Genomic DNA, 16,674 nt, shown 5'->3' on the forward strand with positions numbered 1-16,674 from the left:
ACGTGTCCGGCGGCCTGACGCGGCGGCCGGAGAGCTCCGCACGGTCAGCACCACAGGCCCGCGCGAAGTCGCCCGGTGCGGAAGTCCGGCCGGGCAGGGGGTTCCCGCCCGGCCGGACCGCCGGTCACAGGGTGCGCAGCACCTCCAGGCGTACGGCCGACGACGCCTTGTCCAGGGCGGAGCGGCACTCCTCGTGGGTCGCGCCGACCGCTGTGACCAGTGCGTGGCGGCTGGAGACGTGGCCGTTCGGCGGCAGGCGCAGTTCCTGGCCGGGCAGGGCGATGGCCAGGGCCGTGTCGACCGCGGCGGGCAGGGCGGCCGTGTCGATGACGACCTCACGCGCGATGCAGTCCGCCCGCGGGTAGTGGAAGCGCACGGCCGCGACGCCGTGCCGGTCCGGCCGTATGTGCGGCCGGACCCCGCAGGCCACCCGTGCCGCGACGAGCGCCGCGTCGACGCCGAGCGCGAGACGCCCGATGTCGGGGATGCGGTCGCCGCCGATCCGCGCGTTGATCTCGACGATCTTCGGACCCTCCGCCGTGAGCCTCAGCTCCGTGTGCGTCCAGCCGGTGGTGAAGCCGACCGCCGCGTGCGCGGCGCTCACCACGTCGAGCACGGCCGGATCGCTCAGCAGCGGGTCTCCCGCGTCGACCAGATGTCCCGTCTCCTCGAAGTACGGCGGGAAGCCGCACTCCTTGCGTGCCACGAAGGCGGGGTGCATCAGCCCCTCGTACCAGGCGGCGTCGACGCTGATCTCGGGGCCGTCCAGGTACTGCTCGACCAGGACGTCCCCCGGTGCCACCTCCACCGCGCCCGGGGCCGTCGCTCCGCGCGCCAGACGGAAACGGGCGGAGAGCAGAGCGGGTTCGTCGACCTTCGCCACGCCCGTGCTCGCGTTCAGCGCACGGGGCTTGAGGACGAGCGGATAGCCGATGCGGGTGGCCGCGGCCCGCGCCCGGGGCAGCGAGGTGACCAGCTCGGAGCGAGCCTGCGGCACCCCCGCCTCGCGCAGTGCCTCGCGGGTGGCCCACTTGTCGCGGCAGCGCAGCATCGCCTCCGGCGGGCTGCCCGGCAGGCCGAGCAGCCGCGCCAGTTCGGCGGTGTGGACGACCCGGGTGTCGTCCCAGGTCAGCACTCCCTCGTACGGGAGAGCACGCACCGCCTCGGCCATGGCCGTGACGTCCGTGGTGTCCACCACCGTGTGCCCGCTCAGGTAGGGCCCCTCCCAGAGCGGGGCGCGCTCCGCGAGGAGATGGACCTCGTACTCCTGCGCGACGGAACGCAGCAGGTACTCGCGGTACGCCTGCGAGCCGGCGCCGACCAGCAGCAGCGTCATGTCCTGGCCCCCGCCTGGTCGAGGTGCGCGGCGAGTGTGCGCACCGTCCGGTGGAGGTACAGCTGCGGCAGCGGGAACGGGGGCAGTCCCGCCGTGCGGAGCGCCGCCAGCAGGCGCACACCCAGGAGGGAGTTGCCGCCGAGCGCGAAGAAGTCGTCGTCCGGGCCGACCCGGAAGCCGAAGACCTTCTCCCACACCGTGCGCAGCCGGGACTCGGTGTCGTCGCCCTCGGGCGGCGGTTCCTCGTCCGGTGTGTGCGTGAGCGGTTCGGGCAGTCGTGCCGTGTCCACCTTGCCGTTGGGTGTCAGGGGGAGCGCGGGCAGCGCGGTGAGCGTGGACGGCACCATGTGCTCGGGCAGGAAGCGCGCCGCGTGCCGGCGCACCTCGCCGGTGTCGCCCTCGGCCCCGTCGCGGAAGACGACGTACCCGTCGAGGCGGGCGCCCGCCGTGTCCGCGGAGTCGGCCGCCTGTCTGAGGACGACCGCGGCGGCCCCCACGTCCGGCGCGTCCAGCAGGCGAGCCCTGATCTCGTCCAGCTCGATGCGGAAACCGCGCAGCTTCACCTGGCTGTCGAGGCGTCCGAGGTGCTCCAGGGATCCGTCGGGCAGCAGCCGCCCGCGGTCGCCGCTGCGGTACATCGGGCCGGACGCGTGCGGGTCGGGCAGGAAGCGCCGGGCGGTCAGCTCCGGACGGTTGAGGTACCGGCCGGCCACCCCCAGGCCGCCCACGTAGATCTCGCCGGCGACTCCCGGGGGCACCTCGCGGCCCTCGGGGTCGAGGACGTACAGGTGCCAGCCGGGCAGGGCGGTGCCGACCGAGCGCGAACCCGCCAGCGCCTCGCGGCGGGTGACCGTCTGCGCGGTGACGTGCACGGTCGTCTCGGTGATCCCGAACATGTTGACCAGGCGGCACTCCTCCTCGGGGTGCCGGTCGAACCAGAAACGCAGCGGTCTCGTGTCGAGCGGTTCTCCGCCGAAGACGACCAGGCGCACCGAGCCGGAGACCCGCTTCTCCCGGTCGACGGTCATGAGCTGCGCGAAGGCGCTCGGCGTCTGGCTGAGCACCGTCACCCGCTCGGCGGCGAGCAGCGCCGCGAACTCGGCCGGGTCGCGCGAGGCCCAGTAGGGCACGACGACCAGGCGCCCGCCCGTCATCAGGCAGCCCCAGATCTCCCACACCGAGAAGTCGAAGGCGCTGGAGTGGAAGAGCGTCCAGGTGTCGTCGCCGCCGAGCCGGAAGTCGTCCCGCGTGGCGTGCATCAGCGCGGCGACGTTGCGGTGCGGGACCACGACGCCCTTGGGACGCCCGGTGGAGCCGGAGGTGTAGATGACGTAGGCGGCGGCGTCGGCCGGAAGGACGGCCGGTTCGAACGGCTCCCTGCCGTCGCCCGCGAGTTCGCCGGGCCGCACGGTCCGTACCCCGTCCCGGCGCGGGAAGGTCTCCGACTCCGTGACGACCAGGGTGAGTTCGGCGTCTTCGCTGGTGTACGCGAGCCGGTCCGCCGGATAGGCCGGGTCCATCGGCACGTACGTGGCGCCGCAGGTGAGCACCGCGAGCAGCACCACCACCAGGTCGAGCGACCGCTCCAGGCAGACCCCGACCCGGTCGCCCGGCCGGACCCCGAGGTCGCGCAGCGCCGCCGCGTACTCGTCGCCCCGGCCCACCAGTTGACGGTACGTCAGGTGGTGTCGTTCGAAGGTCACGGCGGGCGCGTCCGGTGTGCTGCGGGCCCAGGCGCGTACGGCCTGCTCGATCCGTTCGTCCGGCACCTCGGGCGCGCGGCGCAGACCGCCGAGTGCGGCCAGGTCGCGCAGCCGCTCCTCGTCGAAGAGAGGGAGATCGCCGACCGGGGTCTCGGGGGCCGCTCCGGTCAGCGCCCTGTACGCCGTGACCAGCATGCCGGTCAGCCACTCGGCCGAGGCGTCCGCGAACGCCGAGTGGCGGTAGTGGACCGCTCCGTCCAGGACCGTGGAGCCGTCGTCGGCCACGTGCACCGACAGCGCGTGCACCGCGTCCAGGAAGGGCCGGTGGGCCAGCGGCTCCGCCTTGACGCCCTCGCCGGTCAGGGCCTCGGGTGCCTCGGTGACAGTCAGACCGGCCAGGGGCGTCCTGCCGGTCGCGGGCACGGCCCGCTGCACCTGCTCCAGGTACCGTGCCACCGGCGTGGCCGGGGCGACCGTGAAGGACAGGGCCCGCTCGGCGTCCACGCCCAGCGTGACCTCGGCGTCGCCCGTGCAGCGGGCGAGGACCAGGCCCAGGGCGGCCCGGAGCGTGAACGGCGCGGGCGCGCCGCCGTCGGCCGGGACCGAGAAGCGGTGCAGCCCCGTCGTGGTGGCGCCCGGGGTGCCGAGCCCCCACTCCGGTGCCTCGGCGCGGTCGAGCGCGGTGAGCGCGGTGCGCAGCCGCTCACCGTGCTCCCGCGGCACGGCGTCCTGCGGTACCGGCTCCGCCAGCACCGCCTGCGCCAGCTCGTACGGATCGGCGAGCGCGGCCCGGTGCGCCACCACGACCAGGTCCGCCGCCCCGTCCTCGTACCGCAGCAGGACCGTGCGCAGCCCGGGTCCGGTGAGCGGATCGGCCGGCCGTGACAGTTCCCGCTCGCGGTGGAGCGCGGCGGCCCGGGAGTCCGCCGCCCCGGGCACGTCCTCGATCCACAGGCGCGCTCCGTCGGCGGCGAGCGCGAGATTGCGGCGCAGCCGCTCGGGGTCGGCGCCCGTGTGCACCCGCAGCGCGAGCGCCTGGCACAGTCGTCCCGTGTCGTTCATCGTCTTCCCCTCCGGATACTCCTCACGGACGCTCACCGGCTCGTGAACCCGCCGTCGACGGTGACCGTGGAACCGGTCACCTGGCGCGAGTCGTCCGAGCCGAGCCACACCGCGGCACCGGCCACGTCCTCCGGCTCGATCAGCCGGTTCATGGGCTGTGCCGCCACGAAGGTCTCCTCGTGCTCCTGGACCGGCACCTCAAGGGACCGGGCGATCTCCGTGAGCATCCGGCCCTCGGCCGCGTCGTCGTCGCGCACCGAACCGGGGCACAGCGCGTTCACCCGTACCCCGAACGGCGCGAGGTCCAGGGCCGCCGCCTTGGTCAGGCCGACCAGGGCGTGCTTCGCGGTGACGTACCCGGCGAAGTGCCGGTAGCCGACCAGGCCCGCGGTGGACGCCACGTTGATGACGCTGCCGGCCCGCTGGACCGTCATCGCCGTGCCCACGGCCCGGATCATCCGCCAGGCGCCCGAGACGTCGACGTCGAGCATCAGGTCCCACTCGTCCGGTGTGATGTCGTGGACCGTCTTGCCCGAAGGGGCGGCTATCCCGGCGTTGTTGAGCAGGACGTCGACCCGGCCGAAGCGGTCGAGGGCGCCCTCCACCACCGCGCGCACGGCGTCCAGGTCGCGCACGTCCGCCGTGGCGGTCGCCACCGTGCCGCCCTCCTCTCGGCACATCCGGGCGGTGTACGCCAACTGGCTGCGCGTACCGAGCGGGTAGGGGACGCCGTCGAGGTCGTCACCGATGTCGGTCAGCAGCAGGTCCGCCCCGGCACGGGCGTACGCGAGGGCGCACGCCCGGCCGATGCCGCGGGCCGCGCCCGTGACCAGTGCCACCTTTCCGGTGAGCGGGGCGGCCGTCGTGACGGCGGTCACCGGCCCACCCCCTGGGCGGCCAGCTCCTCGTCGAGGAGGCGGACCAGACCGGCGGGCGAGTCGACCAGGTACATGTGGCCGCCCGGGAGTTCGACCTGACGGCAGCCCGCCGTGGTCGCCGCGTCCCACTCGGCGGCCTGGGCGCGGTCCACCAGTTCGTCGCTCTCGCCCCGGACGGAGACGACGGGGATGTCCAGCGGCACCTCGGACGGCGCGCGGTAGTTCTCGTGCATCTCCACGTCGGCGCGCAGCGGAGGCAGCAGCAGCTCCCGCAGGTCGGGGTGTTCCAGCGCCGGGTGCGTGTATCCGGCGAACTCCCTGACCTGCCGCAGGAACGCCTCGTCCGTCAGGCCGGTGGCCCGGCTCTCGCGCTGCGTCCACGGTCCGGGCGAGCCGCTGACGAACAGCTTCACGACCTCGGGGCCGCCGAGCGCGCTGATGCGGTGGGTCATCTCGTAGGCCATGACCGCGCCGAGGCTGTGTCCGAACAGGGCGACGGCCGGGCTGCCCGCCACCTGGTCCAGGACGGTGGGCAGCAGGTCGTCGACCGCGGAGACCACGTCGGTGTACAGCGGCTCACCGAACCGCTCCTCACGGCCCGGGAGCTGGACGGGGGTGATCAGGACGGTGTCGCTGCCGTACTCCTGGCAGCGGCGGAACGCGGAGGCTCCGGCACCCGCGAACGGGAAGCACAGGACGGGGATCTGCATGTCAGCCCTCCAACTCGGCGGCGGACGCCCACGCCCGCGCGATCAGTTCACCGGTGCCGGCGGGGTTGCCGCGCACGAAGTAGTGCCCGCCGCCCGTCAGTTCCGTGAAGCTCACGTCGTTCGCGACGCGCTCCCAGCAGCGGTACTCCCCGGCGGCGTGTGCGAGGCCCTTGTCGTCGTCGGCGACGACGACCGTGAAGGGTGCCTCGATGCGCCAGTCGGGCTCGTCCTCGGTCACGCGGATGAAGTAGCGGTAGCCGCCGCACACGTCGTGCCGGAACAGGTCGCCCATGAAGGACGTGTAGCGCCGGTCGAGGCCGTCCAGTTCGGTGTAGCCGGTCTCCTCGACCATGTACGAGACGATCTCGTCGTCCGTCCAGGTCTCGATCATGTCGATCGACTCCTGCATGTCCTTCGCGGGCGGCAGCAGCTTGGACCCGATGAACACGTGCCGCAGGTCGAAGCCCCGCTCCTCCAGGAGGCGGGCCAGCTCCACCGTGACGGCGGCGCCACCGCAGTGCCCCCACAGGATCAACGGCAGGTCGGCCTTCCGCTCGATCTCCTCCGCCGCCCGCGTCACCGTCTCCAGGACGTCCGTGAACTCGCCCGGCCGGCTCGGGTCGTGACCGGGCGGCTCCAGGCCGTACACCACGAGCGACGGGTCGAGCCGCTCGATCGCCTCGGCGAGCGGCTTGAAGTTCACCGGGTGCCCGCAGGGGTAGGGCACGCACACCACGGCCGCCCTGGCGCCCTCGGCCTTCGAGGTGAGCAGGTGCAGCAGCTCCTCCCCGGCCTCCTCGCGGTCGTGTCCCTCGACGAGCGCGGCGAGTTCGGTGAGTCGGGGGACCCGGGTCAGGTCGGAGAGCGTGACCAGGCCGTCGAGTTCCAGGACGACCCGGAGTGCCGACAGGGAGTTGCCGCCGAGCGCGAAGAAGTCGTCGTCCGCCGCGATCTCCCCCTCGGCGAGCCCGAGGACACTGCCCCACGCCTGGCGGATGCGGGCGACGGTGGCCTCGCCCGCCGTGCCTCCGGGCACCGGCGCGACGACCTCCGCCTCGTCGGCACGGTCACGGCCGAGGAGCGCCAGGTCCGCGTCGGCCAGCAGCGGCCTGGCGGTGTGGGACGCGTCCGGCTCGCTCGCCATCAGTTCGAGGACGCGGACGAAGTAGCCGCCGATGCGGTCGATCTGCTCCTCGTCGTAGAGATGCGTGTGGTAGTGCAGGCAGAGCTGGATCTCGTCGTCGAAGAAGTGCCGCGAGAACTCCGTACGGAAGGGGAACTCCGTCTCCGAGTCGACCCGCATGCCCAGCAGCGAGAACTCCGGCAGCTGCTGGAGGTTCTTCAGCAGGTAGAAGTGCGTGAAGTTGAACGTCGTCTCGAACAGCGTGCGCTGGGTGGAGAGGTCCTGCTTCATCTTGGCCATCGGGTAACGGCGGTGCGGCAGGAGGTCCAGCTCCGCGCGGTAGACCCGGCGGATCAGGTCCGCCCAGCTGCCCCCGCCCAGATCCACCTGGAACGGGACGGTGTTGAGATGCAGGCCCAACGTCGTCTCCGCGCCCGGCAGTTCCGGCCGGCCGCTGTGCTCGTAGCCCGTCATCACCTTGTCCTGGCCCGACACGAGGCCCAGCACCTTCATGTGCGCGGCCAGCAGCACGTCCTTGAACGGCACCGACAGCGCGTCGGCCGTCGCCTCCACCCGCTCGGTGAGCCCCGCGGGCACGGGGACGTCCCGCAGCACGACCGTGAAGTCGTCGGTCGCGACCGCGTCCGGCTTCGGCGGGACGTCGGCGGGCCTCGCGTCCCGCATCACCTCCCTCCAGAAGTCCCGGGACGCGGGCGAGCGCAGCGCCTCCGTCTCCAGGCCGACGAAGTTGCGCAGGTGGTTGTCGACCGCTGGCCGCGCCGTGTCCCGGCCCTCGCGCACCTGGTGGTAGAGCTCGAAGAGCTGCGTGTGCAGCAGCGAGATCGACCAGCCGTCCAGGGCCGAGTTGTGCTGGCTGACGGTGTACCGGTACAGCTCGTCGCCGAGCACCTGGACGTGCAGGGTGACCAGGCCGCCCTCCTCCCACACGAACCGGCGGGCCTTCTCGCGCGCCAGCCAGTCCTCGTGCCAGGCCGCCTGTCCCGCCGCGTCGAGGTGCCGCAGGTCGGCGACGGCCAGCGGTGGCGGGACGTCCCGGTGCACGATCTGCAGGAACTCGCTGAAGCCGGTCAGGTGGTACGTCGTCCGCAGCATCGGGTGGCGCAGGGTCAGCAGCCGCACGGCCTCGGTGAACGCCTCCGGGTCGAAGGCGCCGGTGATCGAGTAGCTCAGCACGTCGTGGTACTGGCCGAGACCGCCCGTGATCTCCGTCTGGAAGATCAGGCCCGCCTGGAGCATCGACAGCGGGTAGGCGTCCTCCGCGTCCGCGGGCAGCAGCGCCCGGTCCGCCTCGGACACCAGCTCGAACGGCCGGAACGCGCCCCGCGCGGCGACGTCCTCCGCGACCGTCGCCGACTCCTCCTCCGCCGCGATCGACTCGGCGAGCAGTGCGATCGTCTGGTGCTTGAACAACTGCTGGAAGGTGAAGTCGAGTCCCGCCGCACGGGACTTGGCGAGCACCGACACGAAGTGGATCGAATTGCCGCCCAGGGCGAAGAAGTTGTCGTGGACGCCGAGCCTGTCCCGGCCCAGCACGTCCTTCCAGATCTCCGCGAGGGTCCGCTCCCGCTCGTCGCGCGGGGCGACGTGCGCCGGGGCCTGTCTGCGCAGCGCCTCGGGACGGCGCAGCGCGGCCCTGTCCAGCTTGCCGTTCGGGGTCAGCGGCAGCTCGGCCACGGACACGATCCGGCCCGGCACCATGTACTCGGGCAGCGCGGCCCGCACATGCTCCTTGAGCTGCGCCTCGGTCGCCTCGCCGTCCAGGACGGCGAATCCGCGCAGCGACGTCTGCCATCCGTCGTCGACGGCCACGACCGCCGCGTCCCGCACCGCGTCGTGGGTGCGCAGCCGCTCCTCGATCTCGCCCGGTTCCACGCGGAACCCGCGCACCTTCACCTGGAGGTCGACCCGGCCCAGGTAGTCGAGGGTGCCGTCGGGCAGCCAGCGCGCCCGGTCGCCGGTGCGGTAGAGCCGCTCCTCGCCGGTCGCCGCGCGCACCTCCTCGCCGCTCACGAACTTCTCCGCGGTCAGCTCGGGGCGGCCCAGGTAGCCGCGCGCCACACCTACGCCCGCGACATGGAGTTCGCCCGGGACGCCGACCGGCGTCTGGCGCCCGGCCGCATCGAGCACGTACAGCCTGATGTTGTCGATCGGGCGGCCGATGGGCAGCCGCGCCCGGTCGCCGAGCCCTTCGACGGGCTGGTGCGTGACGTCGACGGTCGCCTCGGTCGGCCCGTACAGGTTGACCAGCCGTGCGCCGGGCAGGAGTTCGGTGAACCTGAGGGCCTGCTGGGTGCCCAGGGCCTCGCCGCTCGCGAAGACCTGGCGCAGCGCGCCCAGATGTGCGCCGTCACCGAACCGGGCCAGGTGTCCGAGGAACATCGTCAGCATCGACGGGACGAAGTGCGTGGTGGTGACCCGGTGCCGTTCCAGGGCGGCGACGAGCGCGGCCGGGTCCTTCTCCGCACCGGGCGCGGGCAGGGCGAGCGCGGCTCCGGTGAACGACCACCAGAACAGCTCCCACACCGACACGTCGAAGGAGATCGACGTCTTCTGGAGCACCACGTCGTCGGGGCCGATGGGGTAGGCGCGCTGCATCCAGGCGAGCCGGTTGACCGCGCTGCGGTGCTCCACCAGGACGCCCTTGGGGAGCCCGGTCGAGCCCGAGGTGTAGATGAGGTAGGCCCCGTCGCCCGCGCCGGAGACCGCCTCCGGGGCCGAGGCGTCCGCCGCGTACGACGCCTCGTCGTCCAGGTCGAGGCCGGGCGTGTCCCCGAGGAGGGCGGCGAACCGGGCCTGGTGGAGGGCGAGAGCGGCGGCGCTGTCGGAGAGCAGGTGGTCGATACGGGCCTGCGGGTAGGACGGGTCGACGGGCAGGTAGGCGCCGCCGGCCTTGAGCACGGCCAGGACCGCCGTGATCATCTCGGGCGACCGCTCGGCGACCAGCGCGACGATCGAGTCCCGGCCGACCCCTCGTCGGCGCAGGGTGCGGGCCAGCCGGTTGGAGCGCGCGTCCAGTTCGGCGTACGTCAGCGTCCTGTCGTCGCTCAGCAGGGCGGGTGCGTCCGGGGTCCGGGCGGCCTGCGCGGCGAACAGGCCGTGCAGGGTGGCCTCCGTGTCGAAGGGCAGCTCGGTCGCGTTGGCCGCCGCGACGACGGCCTCGTCCTCGGCGGACCACAGGTCGATCCCGCGCATGGCCGTGTCGGGCGAGGCGGCGGCCCGCTCCAGGAGCAGGGCGTAGTGCGCCGCGATGCGTTCGATCGACGCCCCGGCGTAGCGGGCGGTGTCGTAGGAGACGGTCACCACCAGCTCCGCGGCGTCACGGGAGACGGTGAGGCGGATGCCGTCGCCGGAGGTGTCGGGAGCGTCGTGGAACCCGTCGAGCGTCAGCGCGGTGGCGAAGGCGTCGGTGTGGCCCAGTTCGGCGGCCAGGGCGGCCACCGCGAAGTCCTGGTGCTGCTCGGCCTCACGGACCGAGGCGGAGACCCGGCCCAGCAGCTCCCGCAGGGAACCGCCGGTTTCGATACGCAGCGGCAGCGGGCCGCCCGCGAACTCGGCCGCGGCGCCGCGGGTCGGCTGGGCTATCACCGCCTCCTCCTCGCCGGTGTACCGGCCGACCAGGGCCGCCAGGGTGGCGGTGAGGACGAGGGAGAGCTGCTGCGGGCGGTCGCGGCTGATCCGGTCGAGCCGCTCGGTGAGCGTTGTACCGAGACGGACGGCGTGCGTGCCGTGCGGGGGGTGTGGGTGCCCGTCCTCGGCCGGGCGGGGACGGAAGTCGGCCGGGAAGCCGGGCACTTGGGCGAGTTCGGCCAACTGGGATCGCCAGTGGGCGGCCTGCGGGGTCGAGTCGGAGCGGTTGACCTCAGGGTCGAGCAGTGGCATGGGTTTCTCCTGCACTGAGCTGTGAACCGTCGGTGATCGTGTCCGTGAACCGTCAGAAGTCGAAGTCGAGGTCGGATACGGGGTCGGGCGCCGGGGTCGCCGGTGCGCGGACGAGTGCGGGCAAGAGGGTGTGAAGCGTGGCCGTGGGGTCGGCGACGACCGCGTCCAGCAGGCGGACGAAGTCGTCCCGCCAGGCGCTCACGGTGTCCCGGCGCAGCAGCCCGGAGGCGTACCGCCAGGCCACGCGCAGCGCGCCGGCGTCCTCGTGGATCTGCAGGTCGAGGTCGAACACGGCCTGTCCGGTCTGTTCCAGGCGCAGGGGAACCCCGGCGCCCTGGAAGTCGGCCGCGAGATAGCGCCCGCTGTGCAGCGCGACGAGCGCGTCGAAGAGCGGGGTGCGGCTGTAGTCGCGCACCGGCGCCGCTGCGGCGACCAGGTCCTCGAAGGGGAAGTCCTGGTGCGCGAAGGCGTCCTCGGCCACGTCGGCGAGGCGGCGCAGGAAGGTGAGGAAGGGCAGGTCCGGCTCGGCGGCGGTGCGCAGGACCACCGTGTTGGCGAACATGCCCACCGTGCGGTGGAGTCCGGGGGCCGTGCGGCCCGAGACGGGTGTGCCGAGCGTGACGTCCTGGGTGCCCTTGAGCGCGGCCAGCAGCGCGCCGTAGGCGGAGGCGAGGACGGCGAAGAGCGTGACGTCGTGCTCCCGGGCCAGCCGGCGCAGCCCCGCGGTGAGTTCGGTGCCGATCGCGAACTCGACCACGTCCCCGTCGAGTTCGCGCAGGGCGGGCCGTGGCGTGTCCGTCGGCAGGTCCGTCCGGTCCAGGGGCGCCGCGAAGACCTTGCGCCAGTGGGGCTCCTGGGCCGCCCGCAGGGCGGTACCGGCCGGGCCGTTCAGCCACACCGCGTAGTCCCGGTAGCGGGGTGCCGGCGGACGCGCGGGTCGACCCGCGTAGAGCGCGGCCAGGTCCTCCAGGAGCGGTGCGAGCGAGAAACCGTCCACCACGATGTGGTGCAGGTCCATGCGCAGGGTCACCCCGGCCGGGGTGCGGTGCACGTCCGCCCGCCACAGCGGCGTGCGCGCCAGGTCGAAGGGGCGCACGAACTCCTCGACGGGGCCGGGGGGTTCGTCCAGCACCCGTACCTCGACGTCGATGCCCGCCTCCACGCGCTGGCGCACCTCGCGGCCCTCGACGACGAAACGGGTGCGCAGCGACTCGTGGCATTCGGCCAGCCCGGACAGGGCCCGCGCGAGCCGCTCGGGGTCCGTGCCGGCGGGCAGGTCGAGACTGAGCGGCACGTTGTAGTGCACCGCGCGGGGATCCTTCGCCTGCTCGAAGTAGAGCTGGCGCTGCTGCGGGGTCAGCGGATAGGTCTCGGCCTCGGGCGCGGCGGGGACGACGTGGCCGGGGCCGGGCGCGGTCTCGCGCAGCAGGTCCGCGAGCCGGGCGGGCGTTCCGGCCCGCAGGACGGCGCTGACCGGGACGTGCCGGCCGAGGCGTTCCTGCACGCCCACCGCGATCAGGGTCGCCGTGAGCGAGTCCGCGCCGAGGTCCCGCAGGTCCTGGTGGACGCCGATGCCGCTGATCCCCAGGGCCCGTTCGGCGACCTCGACCACCGTCCGCTCGTCCTCGGTCGAGGGAGCGGTGTGGTCCGCCGATGCCGACAGATGCGCGCCGACGGGGTCGGGCAGCCTGGATCTGTCCACCTTTCCGGTGTGGCTGAGCGGCAGCGCGGGCAGCGGCACGAGGTACGACGGGACCATGTGCCCCGGCAGCTCCGCCGCGAGCAGGTCCCGCAGATCACGGGGCCGCGGGGGACGGGGACCGGCGTAGTAGCCGCACAGGTACTTGTCGCCCTTGCCCGGCCGGGACCGTGCCACGACGACGGCCTCGGCCACCTCGGGGTGGGCGAGCATGGCCGCCTCCACCTCGGCGGGTTCGACCCGGAAGCCGCGCACCTTGACCTGGTGGTCGCGCCGGCCCAGGAACTCGATCACGCCGTCGGGCCGCCAGCGCGCCAGGTCGCCGCTGCGGTAGAGCCGGGCACCCTCGGGGCCGAAGGGATCGGTCACGAAGCGTTCGGCCGTCAGCTCCGGGCGCCCCAGGTAGCCCCGGGCGACCCCGGCTCCGCCGAGGCACAGCTCGCCGGGCACCCCGATGGGGCACGGGCGGCCCCGCTCGTCCAGGATGTACGCGGTGGAGTGGGCGATCGGGCGCCCGATCGGGATGCGTCCGAGGTCGGACCGCTCCAGCCGGTGCGTCACGGAGAACGTGGTGTTCTCCGTCGGGCCGTAGCCGTTGATCAGGGTCACCCCGGGGCAGGCGTCCATCACCTTCCCGATGTGCGCGGACGACAGGGCGTCCCCGCCCACCACCAGCTCGCGCAGCGGACGGAACACGCTCGCGTCCTGCTCCACCAGCTGGTTGAACAGGGGCGAGGTGAGCCACATCGTGGTGATGCGGTGCCCGGCGATCTCCCGTCCGAGCAGGGCCGCGTCGAGCACGGTGTCCGCGTCCACCAGGCGCAGGCAGCCGCCGTTGAGCAGGGCGCCCCACATCTCGAAGGTGTTCGCGTCGAAGGCGATCGAACCCGTGGGCAGGATCCTGACGTCCGGTCCGAGGCGGACGTAGTCCTGGCCCTTCACCAGCCGCACCACGTTGCGGTGGACCACCTCGACGCCCTTGGGCTTCCCGGTGGTGCCCGAGGTGTAGCACACGTAGGCGAGGTCGTGAGCGGCGGCAGTGGCGGAGACGGCGCCGGGAGCCGCGCTCTCGGCGGTCGGTTGTGGCCCGGGGGTGAGGACCGTCCCCTCGAAAGCCAGGTCCGCCGGCAGGTCGCCGGTCGCGACCAGGACGCGCACGGAGGAGTCCGCGAGCAGCCACGCGGTGCGCTCGGCCGGATGGTCGGGCTCCAGCGGCAGGTAGGCGCAGCCCGCCTTGAGGACGGCCAGGGCGCCGACCACGAAGTCGGGGGTGCGCCCGGTGCGCAGCGCCACCCGGTCGCCGGGGGCCGCCCCGGCGGCCACGACGCGTCGGCACAAGTCGTCCGACAGCGCGTCCAGTTGACGATACGTCAGCTCCTGGGCACGCCAACTGATGGCTACGGCCCCAGGGGTCAGTCGGACCTGCTCCGCGAACAGGCCGTGGATCGTGGCCGTGTCGGGATAGGGGCGAACGGTGTCGTTGAAGGACCGCACGACCTGGTCGCGTTCGCCCTCGCCGAGCAGTTCGACGTCCCCGGTGCGCGCCGCCGGATGCTCCGTCAGGAACGCCTGCACCGCGCGCAGTTGGCGAGCCAACCGGTCCGCCGTGGCGTCCTCGAAGAGCGAGTCGCGGTACCCGAGGAGCAGGTCCTCGCCGTCGCGCGTCACGACCAGCTCGGGCAGGCCGTCGAACACGGGGCCAGGAGTGTCCGCGTACCGCACGGCCGTTCCCGCGGGCGGTCCCTGCGGACGCGCTCGGTGTGTCCTGGCGAGCAGTGCGGCGACGGGCTCGTCCGGGTGCACGGTCAGGGTCAGCGAACCGGCGCCCTCCCCGGCCGTGCCGACGTCGAGGAGCAGGCGGAGCTGTCCGGTGTGCCGGTGCAGCAGGACGGCGAGGGCCGCGAGCGCCGCCGGACCGCCCGCGCCCGGGACACGCAGGGTGCGAAGGGGCCCGGAGGCGGACTCCCGGGTGCGGGGACGGTCGGTGACCAGGAGGACGGCGTCGGCGTCCCCGTCGGCCGGAGGTTCAGGAAGTGGCGTGGACGGCATCGGAATCGGGGTCCCGCTGGACACGCTGGTCATCGGCTGCTGTCACCCCCAGTCGGAACGGTGTGCGGCGGAAGAGCAGGACGGTGAGCACGCCGGGAGCCGCGGCGAGCGCGGCGACCACCAGGATCAGGCCGCCGTAGTGGCGACCGCTCAGGAGCACGCCGCCGAGCGCGGAACCGGCGGGCAGGGCGCCGGCCATCACCGTGCGCATCAGCGTCATGGCCCGACCGCGCATCGCGCCGGGCACCCGGGTCATACGGACCACGCCGCCGAGCACCGTCATCGGCGCGGAGAGGATGCCGTTCAGGGCGAGACCGAGCAGGATCCATGGCAGCGCCCGCGGCAGGAGCAGGAACAGCACGGCCCCGGAGGCGAGCTGGAGCACGCCGATGCGGAGCATCTGCCGCTCGGAGGTCTTCGCCGCGCCCGAGACGAGGGAGCCGATGAGCTCGCCGGCCGCCATGACGGCCAGCATCAGGCCGAGGATGCCGGGGCCGCTGTCGAACTGGAACTTCGCGAGCCAGGGAAGGGCGACGATCAGCGCGCCGGCCGAGACGTTGAAGGCGCCGAAGGACAGTGTGAGGACGAGGAGGAAGCGGTCGCGCACGATGAGCCGGAAGACCGGGGCCCAGCCGGGCCTCGGATCCCCGCCGTCGGACGTCGCCACCGGTTCGGGCCGGGCCATGGGGGCCTTGATGCGGCTGATCAGGAACGCGAAGACCAGGTAGGTCACGGCGTCCAGGACGAGTACGTAGGGCGCGCCGAAGGCGGCGATCAGGGCCGCGCCGATGGCCGGGCCGACGACGTTGGCGGCGCCCATCGCCGTGGACTCCAGGCCCGAGGCCGCCTGGAGCTTGTCCTCGGGGACCAGCTCGGGCAGCACGGCCGGGGTTCCCGCCAGCGGGATGATCTTGAGAAGGCCGTAGATCAGCGCCACGCCGTACAGGTTCCAGGTGTGCAGCGCGTCCAGCGCCGCGAGCACGGGGATCAGGGCGACGACGAGGCCGCGGAACACCGAGTCGTAGATGAAGAGTTTGCGTCGGGAGAACCGGTCGAGCAGCGGTCCGACGACGGCCCCGCCCAGGATCACCGGGAGGGTGAGACACACGCCGAGGACGCCGAGGCCGGCGGCCCCCGCCTTCTCCAGCGTGATCCACGCGAGGGCGGCATAGGTGGCGCCGTCCCCGAGAAGATTCAGGACGAGGGCCGACCAGAGCAGTCGGTAGTCACCGATGCGCAGGATGGCCAAATATGCTTTCACATTCCACACCGTTCAGTAGGCCGAAAATGGCAGGCGAAGGAAGCGGACTGCGTGCGGAGCACGCCGAGAACCGCTTCGGGTGTGCGAAGGAAAAGCGCCCTCTCTCAGGTTTGTCGCCGGGTTCGACGACCGCACCGAGAAACAATAGAGAAACTGGCGCCAAAAGGATTGAACTGCGGATTCACGCATGATCCGGCAGTGAATGCCGGAAGCCCCCGTACACGTTCCCCCCAGGAAGTGCCCCCCACTTCTCTTCTGCCGCGACCAGAGGCGGCAGATTTTCCGTCGCTTTTTCTAACATTTTCCTTCAGGCGCGTCAAGGCAGTTTACGGAGCCTGCCGACTGGCTGGATCTTTCCTCGGGACTCGCCCGAACGCCCGGTGTGAACTGGCCATTGTTGCCAGAACACGCCCCTGTCGAGGCCTCCGGTGCGGTGTATGTACTGAACTAGGAGGCGAAATCGGGCACTCGGAGGCAGAGTGATTCCAGGCCGCCGACCGTTCGAAAGAGGGAGAGTCGGCCTTTCGCGCGACAACCGCTGCGAGCGGCATGCCGAGTTCCGATTTCAGCTCACCGGTCGAGGCTTGATGCCATCGATTCGCACCGGCTCGCCGGGCGGTGCCCGGGCAGTGCCCACGGGTATGCGCCGCGACCGTCCGGCAGCCGCGGATGCCCGACCGAAAAGCGGTCGCCCGCATGGCCGAAATACATACGAGACGGCTTTTCCGGCCTACACCTCCTGTCCGATTCGATCTTCACGCTGTCGCGTGCGCGAAGGGTGCGGCGGACGTTTTCTCCGGGGAAGGCGCGGTGCTTTTCCGTGACGGTACGGCGCTCCGTCGTCGCGGGTCCGCGGCGCGGCGACGGTCGCGGAGCAGGTGGAGCCGCGGTCGACGGGGAAGGTCGGGGCGGCGCGCCGCGACAGGCGGTCGACACCGGCCATGGCGTCCGCT

7 protein-coding genes are annotated in these 16,674 nt (G+C 72.7%); all 7 read right to left on the reverse strand.

Features of this window, described 5'->3' with window-relative positions; genetic code table 11:
• Positions 1-124 precede the first annotated feature (124 nt).
• The 7 genes from ACIPTO_RS30195 to ACIPTO_RS30225 are packed head-to-tail and all read right to left on the reverse strand — an operon-like array spanning position 125 to position 15,721.
• Entirely contained in the window at positions 125-1,336 is a 1,212-nt protein-coding gene (locus ACIPTO_RS30195) for an ATP-grasp domain-containing protein (RefSeq protein WP_401197341.1), read from the reverse strand.
• A complete protein-coding gene (locus ACIPTO_RS30200; RefSeq protein WP_401197343.1) occupies positions 1,333-4,101 on the reverse strand; it encodes an amino acid adenylation domain-containing protein in 2,769 nt (922 codons plus the stop codon). Before ACIPTO_RS30200 ends, ACIPTO_RS30195 begins: the two co-directional genes overlap by 4 nt.
• Before the next feature lie 32 nt (positions 4,102-4,133).
• Positions 4,134-4,979 (reverse strand): SDR family oxidoreductase, encoded by an 846-nt coding sequence (locus ACIPTO_RS30205; protein WP_401197346.1) that lies wholly within the window; start codon positions 4,977-4,979, stop codon positions 4,134-4,136.
• Complete coding sequence (locus tag ACIPTO_RS30210) at positions 4,976-5,689, reverse strand: alpha/beta fold hydrolase (RefSeq protein WP_366325119.1); 714 nt, start codon at positions 5,687-5,689, stop codon at positions 4,976-4,978. Before ACIPTO_RS30210 ends, ACIPTO_RS30205 begins: the two co-directional genes overlap by 4 nt.
• Position 5,690: 1 nt before the next feature.
• Entirely contained in the window at positions 5,691-10,712 is a 5,022-nt protein-coding gene (locus ACIPTO_RS30215; protein WP_401197348.1) for an amino acid adenylation domain-containing protein, read from the reverse strand.
• Between the two features lie 52 nt (positions 10,713-10,764).
• Positions 10,765-14,460, reverse strand: coding sequence for an amino acid adenylation domain-containing protein (locus ACIPTO_RS30220; protein WP_401197351.1), 3,696 nt, complete (start codon positions 14,458-14,460; stop codon positions 10,765-10,767).
• Positions 14,438-15,721, reverse strand: a complete 1,284-nt coding sequence (locus tag ACIPTO_RS30225) for an MFS transporter (RefSeq protein ID WP_401197354.1) — start codon at positions 15,719-15,721, stop codon at positions 14,438-14,440. The genes ACIPTO_RS30220 and ACIPTO_RS30225 overlap by 23 nt, the downstream gene beginning before the upstream one ends.
• Between the last annotated feature and the right edge of the window lie 953 nt (positions 15,722-16,674).

It is taken from the genome of Streptomyces sp. NPDC090083 (genome assembly GCF_044747445.1).
Taxonomy (GTDB): domain Bacteria; phylum Actinomycetota; class Actinomycetes; order Streptomycetales; family Streptomycetaceae; genus Streptomyces.

Coding starts and splice junctions, on each gene's coding strand:
- ACIPTO_RS30220 (WP_401197351.1), bottom strand. CDS start 14,460: ATGCCGTCCACGCCACTTCCTGAACCTCCGGCCGACGGGGACGCCGAC.
- ACIPTO_RS30210 (WP_366325119.1), bottom strand. CDS start 5,689: ATGCAGATCCCCGTCCTGTGCTTCCCGTTCGCGGGTGCCGGAGCCTCC.
- ACIPTO_RS30195 (WP_401197341.1), bottom strand. CDS start 1,336: ATGACGCTGCTGCTGGTCGGCGCCGGCTCGCAGGCGTACCGCGAGTAC.
- ACIPTO_RS30215 (WP_401197348.1), bottom strand. CDS start 10,712: ATGCCACTGCTCGACCCTGAGGTCAACCGCTCCGACTCGACCCCGCAG.
- ACIPTO_RS30200 (WP_401197343.1), bottom strand. CDS start 4,101: ATGAACGACACGGGACGACTGTGCCAGGCGCTCGCGCTGCGGGTGCAC.